Below are 13,716 nucleotides of genomic sequence, written 5' to 3' on the forward strand. Positions count from 1 at the left end.
CGCGGCTCAGAAGCCGTCCTTGGGATGCTGAAGTTCGGAGACGCCCTCGAACTGGTCCGTCGGGTAGACGAACTGCAGTTCTCCGCCGTTCCACTGAGCGATCAGGAAGGGCTTGTCGACCGGAAGGCCGCGCTCGTCCCACTGGAACGTGCCGAGCACGGTCCGGACCGGGTCGTCGGCCGTGCGGCCGTAGAGCCATTCACCCATCGCCGCGTTGTCGGTCGAGCCCGCACCGCGGATCGACTGCTCGATGCCCTGGCACACCGCGAAGGGGATCGCGCTGTCCTCGTCGGGGGCGTTTCCGTAGGCTTCCTCGAATGCCGCCACGAAGTCGGAGTTGTTGAACTCCTCGCCCGCCAGCGTGCCTTCGAAGGGCGCCGCCGGGTGCCACGAAGTATGCATCGTGATCGTCTCGGAGGCGTCGCCCGTGCCCTCGTAGAACTCGGTCTGCGTGCCCTGGCTGTAGTAGACCATCATGGGCTCTGCGCGCACGGTCTGCAGCGCGCGCGTGAGCTGAACGGCCTCTTCCGCGGAGGCGGTCAGGGCGATGATCAGGTCAGCCTCGGAGCGCTTGATCGAGTTGGCGAGGTTGAGCCAGTCGTTGAAGCCCTCTTCCGGCCACTTCTCGGAGTAGACCACCTCGATACCGGCGTCGGCGAGGTAGCCGGGGGACAGGTCTTCCACGACCGACCCGTCGGCGGGGTCGACGACCTCGGTGCCCAGGAAGCCCGCCTCGACGGCGTTCGCGAAGAAGTCGTCAGCGGCGACCACGGCGGCGGTCTGCGGGCGCTGGTCCTCGGGGATCAGCTCCTGGATCATGTCGGTGAGGGTCTCACCGAAGTACTCCGCCGCGTCGGGCTGGAAGTAGAACAGGTTTTCGTGGCCCTGCGTGTAGATCCGCAGCGCGCCGCCCGAGGGGACGGGGTGCACGAAGTTGTTCTTCGCCAGAAGGCTGGCGACCGGGAATGTGAGACGCGACGAGAAGGTGCCGAAGACGGCGTCCACCTGGTCGACGTTGATGAAACGCTCGTACTGGTTGATGGCGGTGGCCGGGTCGGAACGGTTGTCCGACGTGATCAGCTCGACCTGTTCGCCGAGAAGGCCGCCGCGCTCGTTGATGAGGTCGACGCAGAGCTCGTAACCCCGGCGATGCTTTTCACCGGCAATCGAGAAGGCGCCCGTGAGCGGCAGCGATGCACCGATCTTGATCTCGGCGGCCGCTCCCGTGGCCAGCACGGCGACAGCGGCCGTACCTGCAAGCAGTTGGCTTAGTTTCATGTCTCACTCCCTAGGTTGAACCGGCGCGCTCCCCGCGCCGGACTACGCACCCCTCGCGCCGCATCCTCCATTGCGACGCGAAAGGCGCTCGCGGCTCGCGCCGCTACTCGGCAGCCTCCTGGACTTCCAGTCCGGTCGGATACGGAGTCTCTTCGCTCACCAGGTCGAGCCCGGAGTGCTGCGCCACGGTCTCGAGGATCGCGGCGAAATCCTTGGCGAGGTAACCCTCGGGGTCGTCCTTCAGCTGGGCCATCCCGAAGTGTGCCTGCAGCTGCTCGCGGGTCGTCGCCGTGACCGGCATCGTGACGTCCAGCTTGCGACCCGCGGCAAGGCCGAGGTCGAGGTCCTTGCGGAGCAGCTCGGGCGTGAAGGTCGTGGTCCAGTCGAGGTTCACCAGCGCGTTTGTCTTGTAGCGCGTGAAGATCGAGCCCATGACCGAGTTGTTGATGAAGTCCAGGAACGCTTTGCGCGGCACGCCGGCCTTCTCGGCCAGGACGGTGATCTCCGCGAGGTTCTGCGTCACGACGCCGAGGAAGACGTTGTGCGCGATCTTGCAAAAGCGCGCGAGTTCGCCCTCGCCCACGTAGGCCACGCCGTTGGCGGCGACCGTCTGGATAACGTCCTCGACTTCCTTGAAGACGTCCTCGGGGCCGGAGACGACGGCGCTCAGCTTGCCCGACTTGACGCACTTGCCGTTGCCGCTGACCGGCGAGCAGAGAAACTTGGAGCCGCGGCCGTTCACCTTCTCACGCAGGTCGGCCGACTGCTCGGTCGAGATCGAGGACCAGTCCAGCATGATCCGCGGCGAGGCGTCGCCCGACATCACGCCGTTCTCGCCGAAATAGACCTGCTCCACGTCGGCCCCCGTGGAGACCATCGTGCAGAGCACATCGACGTCCGCCAGGTCACGCGGGCTGTCCACCAAGGTCGCGCCGGCCTCGGCCAGCGGCTCCGCCTTGGAGCGGGTCCGGTTCCAGATGCGAACGTCGTAACCGGCCTTGACCAGCCGTTCGGCCATCGGGAAGCCCATGCGTCCCATGCCGACCCATCCGATAGTGTGACGTGCCATTGCTTCTCCTCTCTCGAAATTCTGCTATTCCCGCGGTCCGGGGGCCCTGAGGCTCCTGCCGCCTATTGTCCCTGCCGCGAGGAGGACGATCGCTGTCCGGAAAGACGGGGCGGGTTCACGAGACCCCGGCACTTCGTCAAGCTTCTGGACATTCGGCGATCCTCCCTCCGCCCGGCCCCGCATTCTCTCGCAAACGGTTGCATGAAGGCTACGAAGGCCGACCCAAGCGGTCAAGGACAAACGGCAAACGTTTGCGAATTGTCCATATCGGACAGTTGAACATCCACCATGGACCTAACAAAACAAGGGCGTTAGCCCTTTGATCGGCGGTCATAGCGCAGTACGAAACGTAGCCTCAGAAACGGTCATAGACGGGTCACACGCATTGACATGCCCGCGCTTTCGCAATCGATTGCGCGAACACGTCAGGGCAACAGGCGCTGATTCGAAAAAGGGGCGATTCGGCGATGTTGGCCAATCTGGATATTCAGGCACTGCTCGCGGTGATCGTCGCCCTTGGCCTCGGCGGCTTCGTCAAGGGAGCGACGGGCTCTGGCGCGCCGCTGGTCGCCGTGCCGGTCATGGCCGCCTTCTACGACGTGAAGATGGCCATCGTGGTCATGGTCGTCCCCAATCTCGTGAACAACGCGCTCCAGGCTTGGAGCTACCGCGAGCACATCCACCCGCCCAAGCTCGCGCTGTTCATGGCGCTGGGATCCATCCCCGGCATCTTTCTCGGCACGCGCCTTCTCTCGGCGCTGGAGCCGGAGACTCTGTCTCTCGCGCTCGGCGTCCTGCTCGTGTGCTACCTTCTCCTGAGGATCTTCAATCCGCAGGCCGAACTCGGCCGCCGGGTTGCGCTCTTCCTCAGCTTCCCGGCCGGGTTCGGTGCAGGTCTGCTGCACGGGACCGCCGGGATATCCGGTCCTGCGGCGGTCCTCTTCCTCAGCACGATGAACCTCGCCCGGCCCGCCTTCGTCGGCACGATCTCGGCCTTCTTCGTGACGGGTGCGGTCGCCCATATCCCGGCGCTCTGGCAGCAGGACCTGCTGACGTGGAACGGCCTGATGATCTCCACGCTGGCGCTGATCCCTGTCAGCCTCTGCCTGCAGCTCGGCAACCGGGCCGCCCGGCGTCTGCCGAAGGAGACTTTCAACCGGTGGGTCCTCGTCCTGATCGCCGTGCTGGCGGCGCGGCTGCTCTGGCGCGGCCTGGCCTAGGCGCTGACCGCCGCGATGACGGACTCGCGCGTCAACGGCAGGGACAGTACCGGCACTCCGATCATCCGCTGAACGGCGTTCCCGAGCGCCGCGGCGACCGGGCCTTGCACAGCTTCCGCGCAGCCGAGCGGCGGCTCCTCGGGTCTGTCGATCATCTCCACCCTGACCTCGGGGATCTCCGAGAACCGCAGGATCGGGTAGTCGCCCCAGCCCGCGGTTCCGATAGCAGGGCCGTCCAGCGTCAGAGCCTCCTTGAGAGTCCAGCTCAGGGATTGAATCGCCCCGCCCTCGAGCTGGTTGAGTGCACCGTCAGGATTGACGACCTCGCCCATGTCGCAGGCGATCCGGACCCGGGTCGCACGCAACTCGTCGCCAAGTTCGGCCTCCACCAACACCGCCGCCCAGGCCGCCGTGTTCTTGTACCGGGCGAAGGCGATGCCCCAGTTCCGTTCCTCGGTTTCCTCTCCGATGATGTCGCTCGACATGGCCCGCAGTCGTTCGAGAACCTCGCGGGACCGCTTGTCCTCCAGGTTTGCGAGCCTCACCTCGAAGGGATCGAGCCCGCGCTCGATGATCGCGGCCTCCAGGGCGGTCTCGATGCCATAGACGTTGAGGTACGCGCCCAGCGCGCGGAGCGAGGAGGTCCTCCAGGGCAGCCCCGTGACCAGCTTGCGTTCCGTCAAGTGTGCGCCTGTCCCGTAGAGCGGAACACCGTTGCGGGCGGCCCCCCCGCCCCGCGCGGCGGGAAGATCGCCGGGCACGGGAAAGGGAAAGGGCTTGTCCAGCAAGTGACCGGACCGAAGGCAGGGCGCGCCGTTGGTGCTGGGTCGCGTCGCATGGGGCGGGCTAGTGACGTTGACGTGCATCCCATCGAGCCGCCCTGTCTCGTCCATCCAGATACGAACCCGGGTCATCATCGCCGCCCCGACCGGGGCTGCCCGGAACTCCGAGGCGCGGTTCCAGCTCAGCCGAACGGGACGCCCGGGGCAAGCGCGGGCGAGAAGCGCCGCTTCGAGAGCCGCATCGTCGGCGCCGTTGTGACCATAGCAGCCGGCTCCGTTCGCGTGGATGACGCGCACCCGCTCCTCGGGCTCTCCGAAGACTTCTGCAATGGCCTTGCGCAAGGGATAGACGCCCTGGGTATGCGACCAGACCGTCAGCCCCTCCTCGGTCCATTGCGCGAGTGCCGTCGAGGGCCCCATTGCGCCATGGCTGAGAAAGGGGCGGCGAACGGTGAAGTCGGCGGTGGCCTCTGCTTCGGGCAGCATGCCTGCCGAGTCGATCTCCTCGACCTCGGCATCGCTGGCCTCGAGTTCGTGGAACGGGTCCGAGGGACCATCGGGCGTGGCCCAGCTCAAGCGCGCCTCGAACCAGCGCGCGGCTGCGGCGGCCTGGGCCTCCGTCTCGGCAACGATCCCGAGAAAGCCCCCGTCTCGCACGACGGTCACGACGCCGGGTCGAGAGGCCAGAGTGTCGAGGTCGGTATCGTCAGCGAGGCGCGAGTCGAGTGTCGGCGGATGAAAGACCCGACCGAAGAGCAGACCTTCCGGCGCCATGTCGTGGACGAAAGGCGCGCCCACCATGCGGTCGCGCAGGTCGATCCTGTCGAGCGCATTCAGATGCCGGGCGCCAGCCGGCTTCGGCCCGGCGTGATCACTCACCGGAACGCCGAGGTCGATCTCCCCCGCGAGCCCCGCAAGCGTCAGGTCCGTTGCTGTCTCACCATCGATAATTCGACCCTGTTTCACCGCAAGTAGGCTCAAACCGGCGTTCAGGCGACGCGCGGCTTCTCCCAGGACCAGGGCCCTCAGCGCCGAGGTGGCCGACCGGATCGCGGCGCCGCCCTGGCTGATCGAGAGGCTGCCGGCGGTGAACCCTTCGTCCGGGCTCGCGCCCGTATCCGGTCCGGTGATCTCGAGGCTATCGGGCGGCACGTCGAGCTCCTCCGCCGCCATCTGCTTCAACGCGGTCAGCGCACCCTGGCCGAGCTCGGCGCGGCCGGTGCAGACCCGCAGGCGACCTCCACCGATCGGAGTGAGCCAGTCCGATATGAGCGGGGCACTCTGGAGCCCGGGGGGCAGTTTCGCAGCCATCACGCTCTCCCCATTTGCTCGGCGGCGTCCAGGACCGCATTCAGCATTCTCTGGTGGGCACCACACCGGCACAGGCTCGGATCCAGCGCTGCGGCGATCCCCTCACGGCTCACTGGCGCGTCGGAGTCGAGGTACGCCCGCGCGCGCATCAGGATGCCCGGCAGGCAGTAGCCGCACTGCCCCGCCTGATGCTCCAGGAAGGCTGTCAGCAGGGGATGGTCGCCCTCTGGACCAGCAAGGCTCTCGGCCGTGGTCACCGTTTTGCCCTCGATATCTTCCGCCGGGAGGGTGCACGAAAAGACCGGTTCGCCGTCGACGAGAACCGTGCAGGCCCCGCAGCTCTCCTCACCGCATCCCAGCCGGGCAGAGCGCAGGCCGAGCTGCTCCCTCAGCACCAGGAGCAGGCTCGTCCCCTCCTCCGCGCTGAACCGTCGTTGTTCGCCGTTGATCGTACAGGTCGTCTCGCCGTCCATGGTCGGTCCTCCCGCGCAAACGATTGCACCAGTTCGACCAAGGCTCAAGCCCGTCCGGACAAAACAGTCCGGCCGGATTGACTTGGAGGCCGGGTGACGCGATGCGACATGGGCCAAGACCGAAGAGGTTCGCCGTGAAAGTCTTCATCACCGGCACAGCCGGGTTCATCGGATTCCACCTCGCCAGGCTGCTGCTCGACGAGGGGATCGAGGTCCACGGCTTCGACGGGATGACGGACTACTACGACGTCACCCTCAAGCAGCGGCGTCACCAGATGCTGCTGCAAAGCCCAGGCTTCTCCACGACCGAAGCGCTTCTGGAGGATCAGGCGGCGCTGGACGCGGCGGTCGACGGCTTCGGGCCGGACATCATCGTCCACCTCGCCGCGCAGGCGGGGGTGCGCTACTCGCTCGAGAACCCGCGGGCCTACATCGAGGCCAACGTCGTCGGGACCTTCAACGTGATGGAGGCCGCGCGGCGGTGGGAGGTGCGGCATCTGCTGATGGCGTCCACATCTTCGGTTTACGGGGCGAACGAAGCGATGCCCTTCGCCGAGATGGACAAGGCGGATACGCAGCTCACGATCTATGCCGCCACGAAGAAGGCGAACGAGAGCATGGGGCATTCCTATGCCCATCTCCATGACCTGCCGACCACGATGTTCCGGTTCTTTACCGTCTACGGACCGTGGGGACGGCCGGACCTGGCGTACTTCAAGTTCACCGACGCGATCCTCGAGGGGCGGCCGATCGACATCTACAACCACGGCGACATGTACCGGGACTTCACCTACGTGGACGATCTGGTCCGCGGGATCCGGCTGCTGATCGACGCGGTGCCGGTGCGGCCCGCGTCGGCGGAGGAGGTTGCGGAGGGGGACAGCCTCTCGCCGGTGGCGCCGTTCCGGGTGGTGAACATCGGTAACAGCCAGAAGGTGCGGCTGCTGGATTTCGTCGACGCGATCGAGGCGGAGCTCGGGATCGAGGCGAAGCGGAACTACATGGAGATGCAGCCCGGGGACGTGCCGGCGACCTGGGCGGACGCGAGCCTCCTGCAGAGCCTCACCGGGTACCGGCCGGAAACTGATATCCGGGAGGGAATCGCCAGGTTTGTGGCCTGGTACCGCGACTATTACGGACGCTGAAGCGGCCGGGGATCAAGGGTGTCCAAGTTTGGACACCCTCATATCCGTCTGGAATCATTATATTTTCATGGTTAACGGCGGTTTCTTTAACCTTTAGCGCTGAGCCGTCTCCCAGTCGGGATGCACCCAGGGCTGCACGTTCTCCCGCGGGAGCGGGGTGCGGCCGAGGATGTGGTCCGACATCTTCTCGCCCACCATGATCGAGGGGCCGTTGAGGTTGCCGTTGGTGATCTGCGGAAAGATCGAGCTGTCGATGACGCGCAGCCCCTCGGCGCCGATCACCCGGCCCTCGCCGTCGACCACCGCCTCGGGGTCGTCGGGACGGCCCATGCGGCAGGTGCCGCAGGGGTGATAGGCGCTCTCGGCATGGTCGCGCACGAAGGCGTCGATCTCGTCGTCGCTCACCACGTCGGAGCCGGGCTGGATCTCGCGGCTGACATAGGGCCGGAAAGCCTCGGTCGCGAAGAGCTCGCGCGTGTGGCGCACGGCGGCGCGGAACTCGGCCCAGTCGTCGGGGTGGCTCATGTAGTTGAAGCGGATCACCGGCGTATCGCCCGGATCGGCAGACCGCAGTCGGACCGTCCCGCGCGACTTAGACCGCATCGGCCCGACATGCGCCTGGAAGCCGTGCCCCTTGAGCGCCGCCTTGCCATCGTAGCGAACGGCGAGCGGCAGGAAGTGGAACTGGATGTCGGGATAGCGAATCCCGGCGGCGGAGCGGATGAAGCCAGCGCTCTCGAACTGGTTGGTCGCCCCCGGTCCACCGCCCGTAAGCAGCCAGCGGGCGCCGACGTAGGCTTTGCCCAGCAGACTCCAGTAGCGGTAGAGCGTGACCGGCTGGCTCGAGGCCATCTGGATGTAGACCTCCAGGTGGTCCTGCAGGTTTGCCCCGACCCCGGGGCGATCTGCGCGCACCTCGATGCCGTGACGCTTGAGTTCCTCCGCGGGGCCGATGCCGGAGAGCATCAGCAGCTTCGGCGAATTGATCGACGATGCGGCGAGGATGACCTCTTTTCCCGCGCGAATCGTCTCTGTCCTGCCTCGACGGGTCACCTCGATGCCGGTGGCACGACCCTCCTCGAAGACGACGCGTCGGGCGAGACCCCGGACAAGCCGGCAATTCGGGCGCTTGAGCGCGGGCCGCAGGTAGGCGTTGGCGGCGGACCAGCGGCGACCGCGGTGGATGGTCGCCTCCATCGGGCCGAAACCTTCCTGCTTCTCGCCATTGTAGTCGTCGGTGACCTCGTAGCCCGCCTCGCGGCCCGCCTCGACGAAGGCCGAGACGAGGGGGTTGTCGCGCTGGCCGCGGCTGACGTGGAGCGGCCCGTCACTGCCGCGCCAGGAGGGATCGCCGCCGTGACCGGCCGGGTTCCAGTGCTCCATCCGCTTGTAGTAGGGCAGCACGTCGGCATAGCCCCAGCCGGTCGCGCCCATCTCTTCCCAGGCGTCGAAGTCGCCTGCATGACCACGCACGTAGACCATGCCGTTGATCGAGGACGACCCACCGATGACCTTGCCGCGCGGGACAGCCATCTTGCGGTTGTTCATATGCGGCTCGGGCTCGCTCCAGTAGCCCCAGTCGTAGCGCTTCATGTTCATCGGGTAGCTGAGCGCGCCCGGCATCTGGATGAAAGGCCCGGCGTCAGACCCGCCGTATTCCACCACGATGACCGAGGCCCCCGCCTCCGACAGGCGATAGGCCGCCGCGCAGCCGGCGGAGCCGGCTCCGACGATGACGTAATCCGCTTGCATGTTTTCGTCCTCCGGACGCCCCTCAGTAGGGCGCTTCGACGGGTCCGGCGCCGACGTAGACGCTCTTGACCTGTGTCCAGTGCGCGATCGCCTCGCGCGAGTTTTCCCGGCCGACGCCCGAGAGCTTGACGCCCCCGAAGGGCATCTCGACCGGCGTGAGATTGTAGGTGTTGATCCAGGTGGTCCCAGCCTGCAGCCGCCCGACGACCCGGTGCGCCCGGGCGAGATCGCGGGTGAAGACCCCGGCGGAGAGACCGTAGGGGGTCGCATTGGCCCGGCGTACCGCCTCGTCTTCCTCGTCGAAGGCGAGGACGGAGAGCACGGGGCCGAAGATCTCTTCGCGGGCGATGGTCATGTCGTCGGTGACATCGGCGAAGACGGTCGGGTCGACGAACCAGCCGTCACGGTTCGACCGTGTCCCGCCGGTGACCAGCCGCGCGCCCTCTGCCTTGCCCTTCTCGATGTAGTCGAGAACGATCTGCATCTGCCGCTCGCTGGCCATGGGGCCATAGTTCACGGCCTCGTCCATCGGATCGCCCATGACGACGCCGCGCAGGCGCTCGGTCATGCGGTCGAGGAAGGGCTCGACCAGCGGGCGCTCGATGAAGACCCGGGTGCCGTTCGAGCAGATCTGTCCCGAGGAATAGAAGTTGCCCAGGATCGCGCCGGAGACCGCGGCGTCGAGGTCCGCGTCGCCGAAGACGAGCATGGGCGACTTGCCCCCGAGCTCCATCGTGACGTGGCGCATGCCCTCGGCGGCGGTGGAATAGACCCGCTTTCCGGTCGGGACGGAGCCGGTGAGAGAGACCTTGGCGACGCGATCGTCGGTGATGAGCGCCTCGCCCACTTGGCCATGGCCCTGCACAACGTTGAAGACGCCGGGAGGGGCACCGGCCTCGGTCAGGATCTCGGCCAGCTTGAGCGCAGAAAGCGGCGTGACCTCTGAGGGCTTGAAGACCATCGTGTTGCCGCAGGCGAGCGCCGGGGCGGCCTTCCAGCTGGCGATCTGGATCGGGTAGTTCCAGGCGCCGATGCCGACGCAGACACCCAGCGGCTCGCGCCGGGTATAGAAGAAGTCATCGCCCAGCTGAACATGCTCACCACCGATGGTGGAGGCGATGCCGCCGAAGAACTCCAGCGCCTCCGCACCGCTCTCGGCGTCGGCGACGAGTGTCTCCTGCAAGGGCTTGCCGGTGTCGAGGGTCTCGAGCTCGGACAGCTCGCGGTTGCGCTCGCGGATGATCTCGGCGGCGCGGCGCAGGATGCGGCCGCGCTCGGTGCCGGTCATGGCGGCCCACTCGGGCTGGGCGCGCTCGGCGGCGGCGAGGGCGCGGTCGACGATCGAGGGCGTGGCGTCGTGCAGGGCTGCGATGGTCTCTCCCGTGGCGGGATAGAGACTGTTCAGCTCCGCGCCGTCCTTGTCCTCGACATAGGCGCCGTCGACGTAGTGGCTAGCTTGGGGTTGGGCTCTCATGGTCATTCTCCCCTCGGAAAGCGCTGGCTCTCTTCCAGCACGTTGAGGTCCATGTGGTTGCGCATGTACCGCTCGGACGCCTTCTGCAGGGGCTGGAAGTCCCAGGGGTAGTAGGCGCCGTTGCGGAGCGACTCGTAGACGACCCAGCGGCGGGCCTGGCTCTCGCGCACGTCTAGGTCGTACTGGCCGAGGTCCCAGGTCTCTTCCGCGATGCGCCGGAACTCGGAGGTCGTCTCGCGGTGCTCTGGCTCTGCGGCCAGGTTGGTCAGCTCGTGGGGGTCGGCCTCGAGGTCGAAGAGCTGCTCGGGGTCGAGGGCGCAGCGGGTGTACTTCCACTTGCCCTGACGCAGGCAGACGAGCGGGGCGTAGGAGCCCTCGGCGGCGTACTCGATGAGCACGGGTTCCTCGCGCGGCTCGCCCTTGGCGGTGGGGATCAGCGACTGGCCGTCGGTCCAGGGCTTCACGTCGTCCATCGAGACGCCGGTCAGCTCGCAGAGAGTTGGCGAGACGTCGATGGTGGAGACGGGCGTGTCGATCCGCTGAGGCTCGAGATCCGGGGCGGAGATCATAAGCGGCACGCGGGAGGAGCCTTCGTAGAAGCTCATCTTGAACCAGAGGCCGCGTTCTCCAAGCATGTCGCCGTGGTCGGAGAGGAAGAGGATGATCGCCTCCTGCCGGGTCGATTCGAGGGCGTCGAGGATCTCGCCGATCTTGTCGTCGATATAGGAAATGTTGGCGAAATAGGCTCTGCGCGAGCGGCGGATGTCCTCGTCGGTGATGTCGAAGCTGCGCCAGTCGTTGGCATCGAAGATCCGCTTGGAGTGCGGGTCGTGGTTCTCGTAGCCCATGGCCGGGACCTCGGGCAGGAGGTGTTCGCAATCCTCGTAGAGGTCCCAGTACTTGCGCCGTGCGACATAGGGGTCGTGCGGGTGGGTGAAGCTGACGGTCAGCGCCCAGGGCCGCTCGTCCCGGCCGCGCGACAGGTCGTAGATCTTGCGGGTGGCGTGGTAGGCGACCTCGTCGTCGTACTCCATCTGGTTGGTGATCTCGGCCACGCCGGCTCCGGTGACGGAGCCGAGGTTGTGGTACCACCAGTCGATCCGCTCGCCCGGCTTGCGGTAGTCCGGGGTCCAGCCGAAGTCGGCGGGGTAGACGTCGGTCGTCAGCCGCTCCTCGAAGCCGTGGAGCTGATCCGGCCCGACGAAGTGCATCTTCCCCGACAGACAGGTCTGGTAGCCCGCGCGCCGCAGGAAATGGGCGTAGGTCGGCACGTCCGAGCGGAACTCGGCGGCGTTGTCGTAGACCCCGGTACTGGAGGGCAGCGCGCCCGACATGAAGGCCGCCCGGCCCGGCGCGCAGAGCGGCGAGCCAGTGTAGGCATTGCGGAAGCGCACCGATTTCTCCGCCAGCCGCTTGAGGTTCGGCGCGTGAAGCCAGTCCGCAGGCCCGTCGGGAAAGAGCGTGCCGTTGAGCTGGTCGACCATGAGAATCAGGATGTTTGGCGCGGTCATTCGGACTCCAGGAGCAGATCGAGGGTGGCGATGGTGCGGTCGGCCGCCTCCTCTCCGCCGAGATCGTCGGCGGCGAGGGCGGCGCGGATGTAGATGCCGTCGATGAGGGCCGCGAGCGTGTCGGCGATCATCGGGGCGCGGGGTCCGGCGAGCGGACGCAGCTCGTGCAGGAGGTTCGAGCGGAGCCGCTTCTGGTAGAGCGTCAGGAGCCTGCGCACATCGGCTGAAACCTGGGCCTGCACGTAGAAGTTCATCCAGGCGGCGATGACATCACGCCGGAAGTTCGCAGGCTCGAAACTGGCCCGGACGATGGCCTTGAGCCGGTCGCGAGGTGTCCGGGCTCCGGCCAGCTGGTTTCGGACCGATGCGCCGTAGAGCTTGAGGATGTGACGCATCGCGGCGAGGAAGATCTGGCTCTTCCCGCCAAAATAGTGATGGGCGAGCGCGCTGGACACACCGGCCCTGCGCGCGATCTGTGCGACGGTCACGTCGAGCGCGCCGGACTGGCCGACCTCCTCGATGGTGGCCTCGATCAGCGCGGCACGCCGGACCGGTTCCATGCCGGTGCGTGGCATCCTATCCTCCACGGGCGTTGCATTACTTGACTAGGTGATGTTTAATTGACTCGTCAATCAAGAAAACCAACCGGGAGTTTTCACGACCATGCGAAATCTCAAGACCACCGCGGCTGCCCTTGCGGCTACGACGATGCTCGCCGGCGCCGCCCATGCGCAGGCCCAGTGCGAGGAAATCTCGTTTTCCGACGTCGGCTGGACGGACATCACGACCACGACGACGACCGCAGCCGAAGTGCTGCGCGCGCTGGGCTACGACGTGAACGTCCGCGTTCTCTCCGTGCCGGTGACCTTCGCCTCGCTCGGCTCGGGTGACGTCGACGTCTTCCTCGGCAACTGGATGCCGACCCAGGAGGCCGCGATCTCGCCCTACATCGAGGATGGCACGATCGAGACCATCAACGAGAACCTGACCGGCACGATCTACAACCTCGCTGTGCCGACCTATGCCTACGAGGCCGGCCTGCAGTCCTACGAGGACATCGCCGAATTCAGCGAAGAGCTGGACAACACGATCTACGGCATCGAGCCGGGCAACGAGGGCAACACCTATCTCATCGGCCTGACCGAAGAGAACGAGTACGGCCTCGGCGAGTTCGAGGTCCGCGAAAGCTCCGAGCAGGGCATGCTCTCCGAAGTCCGCCGCGCCGTCGATCGGGAAGAGCCGATCGTCTTCCTCGGCTGGGCGCCGCACCCGATGAACGCCAACTTCGACCTCGAGTACCTCGAGGGCGGGGAGGACTTCTTCGGCGGCGAGGGCTCGGTCTACACCGTGACCCGCGAAGGCTTCGTGGAAGACTGCCCGAACGCCGGCACCCTGCTGGAGCAGATGGACTTCACGCTCGACATGGAGAACACCATCATGGGCCTGATCCTCGACGAGGGCATGGACCCGGAAGCTGCCGTGCAGCAGTGGATCTCCAACAACCCCGACATCCTCGACGGCTGGCTCGAGGGCGTCACCACGGTCGAGGGCGAGGAAGCCCTTCCCGCCGTGCAGGAGCACTTCGGTCTCTAAATACCAAGCGATGCGCCGGGGCCCGCCCCGGCGCATCCCGTGACCGCGCCGCATCGGGCCGGCCCCGATGCGGCGACTTCTGTGGCCGGGCCTCCGTCATGATTGTAG

General features: G+C 66.6%; 11 protein-coding genes and 1 pseudogene. 3 read left to right on the forward strand and 9 right to left on the reverse strand.

The annotated features are described in order from the left end of the window. Window positions 1–6: 6 nt before the first annotated feature. The 3 genes and pseudogenes from F3S47_RS13430 to F3S47_RS19690 form a co-directional block, all read right to left on the reverse strand. Window positions 7–1,278 carry an amino acid ABC transporter substrate-binding protein gene (locus F3S47_RS13430; protein ID WP_150445793.1) on the reverse strand — a complete coding sequence of 424 codons (1,272 nt, stop codon included), beginning with the start codon at window positions 1,276–1,278 and terminating at the stop codon, window positions 7–9. A gap of 103 nt (window positions 1,279–1,381) precedes the next feature. Then, window positions 1,382–1,870, reverse strand: a complete 489-nt coding sequence (locus tag F3S47_RS19685) for an NAD-binding protein (RefSeq protein WP_317978263.1) — start codon at window positions 1,868–1,870, stop codon at window positions 1,382–1,384. Continuing rightward, window positions 1,868–2,350, reverse strand: a pseudogene (locus tag F3S47_RS19690) (NAD(P)-dependent oxidoreductase); the annotation flags it as partial. The gene F3S47_RS19685 and the pseudogene F3S47_RS19690, both read right to left, overlap by 3 nt. A gap of 464 nt (window positions 2,351–2,814) precedes the next feature. Between F3S47_RS19690 and F3S47_RS13440 the strand changes: the two are divergent. After that, entirely contained in the window at window positions 2,815–3,567 is a 753-nt protein-coding gene (locus F3S47_RS13440; RefSeq protein ID WP_150445795.1) for a sulfite exporter TauE/SafE family protein, read from the forward strand. On the opposite strand, the gene F3S47_RS13445 is transcribed toward F3S47_RS13440, so the two are convergent. Next, window positions 3,564–5,660 carry a molybdopterin cofactor-binding domain-containing protein gene (locus F3S47_RS13445; protein WP_150445796.1) on the reverse strand — a complete coding sequence of 699 codons (2,097 nt, stop codon included), beginning with the start codon at window positions 5,658–5,660 and terminating at the stop codon, window positions 3,564–3,566. The two genes, F3S47_RS13440 and F3S47_RS13445, sit on opposite strands and share 4 nt — an antisense overlap. Continuing rightward, window positions 5,660–6,133, reverse strand: a complete 474-nt coding sequence (locus F3S47_RS13450; protein WP_150445797.1) for a (2Fe-2S)-binding protein — start codon at window positions 6,131–6,133, stop codon at window positions 5,660–5,662. Before F3S47_RS13450 ends, F3S47_RS13445 begins: the two co-directional genes overlap by 1 nt. A 101-nt stretch (window positions 6,134–6,234) precedes the next feature. Between F3S47_RS13450 and F3S47_RS13455 the strand changes: the two genes are divergently transcribed. After that, window positions 6,235–7,278: an NAD-dependent epimerase/dehydratase family protein gene (locus F3S47_RS13455; protein WP_150445798.1), complete on the forward strand. Its 1,044-nt coding sequence runs from the start codon at window positions 6,235–6,237 to the stop codon at window positions 7,276–7,278. 93 nt (window positions 7,279–7,371) lie between these two features. Here the strand turns inward: F3S47_RS13455 and betA are convergent, their stop codons facing one another. The 4 genes from betA to betI are packed head-to-tail and all read right to left on the reverse strand — an operon-like array spanning window position 7,372 to window position 12,590. Continuing rightward, entirely contained in the window at window positions 7,372–9,030 is a 1,659-nt protein-coding gene (betA, locus tag F3S47_RS13460) for a choline dehydrogenase (RefSeq protein ID WP_150445799.1), read from the reverse strand. 22 nt (window positions 9,031–9,052) lie between these two features. Then, window positions 9,053–10,510 carry a betaine-aldehyde dehydrogenase gene (betB, locus tag F3S47_RS13465; protein WP_150445800.1) on the reverse strand — a complete coding sequence of 486 codons (1,458 nt, stop codon included), beginning with the start codon at window positions 10,508–10,510 and terminating at the stop codon, window positions 9,053–9,055. Beyond that, window positions 10,507–12,015: a choline-sulfatase gene (gene betC / locus F3S47_RS13470; RefSeq protein ID WP_150445801.1), complete on the reverse strand. Its 1,509-nt coding sequence runs from the start codon at window positions 12,013–12,015 to the stop codon at window positions 10,507–10,509. The genes betB and betC overlap by 4 nt, the downstream gene beginning before the upstream one ends. Next, a complete protein-coding gene (gene betI, locus F3S47_RS13475; RefSeq protein WP_150445802.1) occupies window positions 12,012–12,590 on the reverse strand; it encodes a choline-binding transcriptional repressor BetI in 579 nt (192 codons plus the stop codon). The genes betC and betI overlap by 4 nt, the downstream gene beginning before the upstream one ends. An 88-nt stretch (window positions 12,591–12,678) precedes the next feature. On the opposite strand from betI, the gene choX reads away from it, so the two are divergent. After that, window positions 12,679–13,608: a choline ABC transporter substrate-binding protein gene (gene choX / locus F3S47_RS13480; RefSeq protein ID WP_150445803.1), complete on the forward strand. Its 930-nt coding sequence runs from the start codon at window positions 12,679–12,681 to the stop codon at window positions 13,606–13,608. The last annotated feature ends 108 nt before the right edge of the window (window positions 13,609–13,716 follow it).

The organism is Histidinibacterium aquaticum (assembly GCF_008710275.1).
In the GTDB taxonomy this organism is placed as follows: domain Bacteria; phylum Pseudomonadota; class Alphaproteobacteria; order Rhodobacterales; family Rhodobacteraceae; genus Oceanicola; species Oceanicola aquaticus.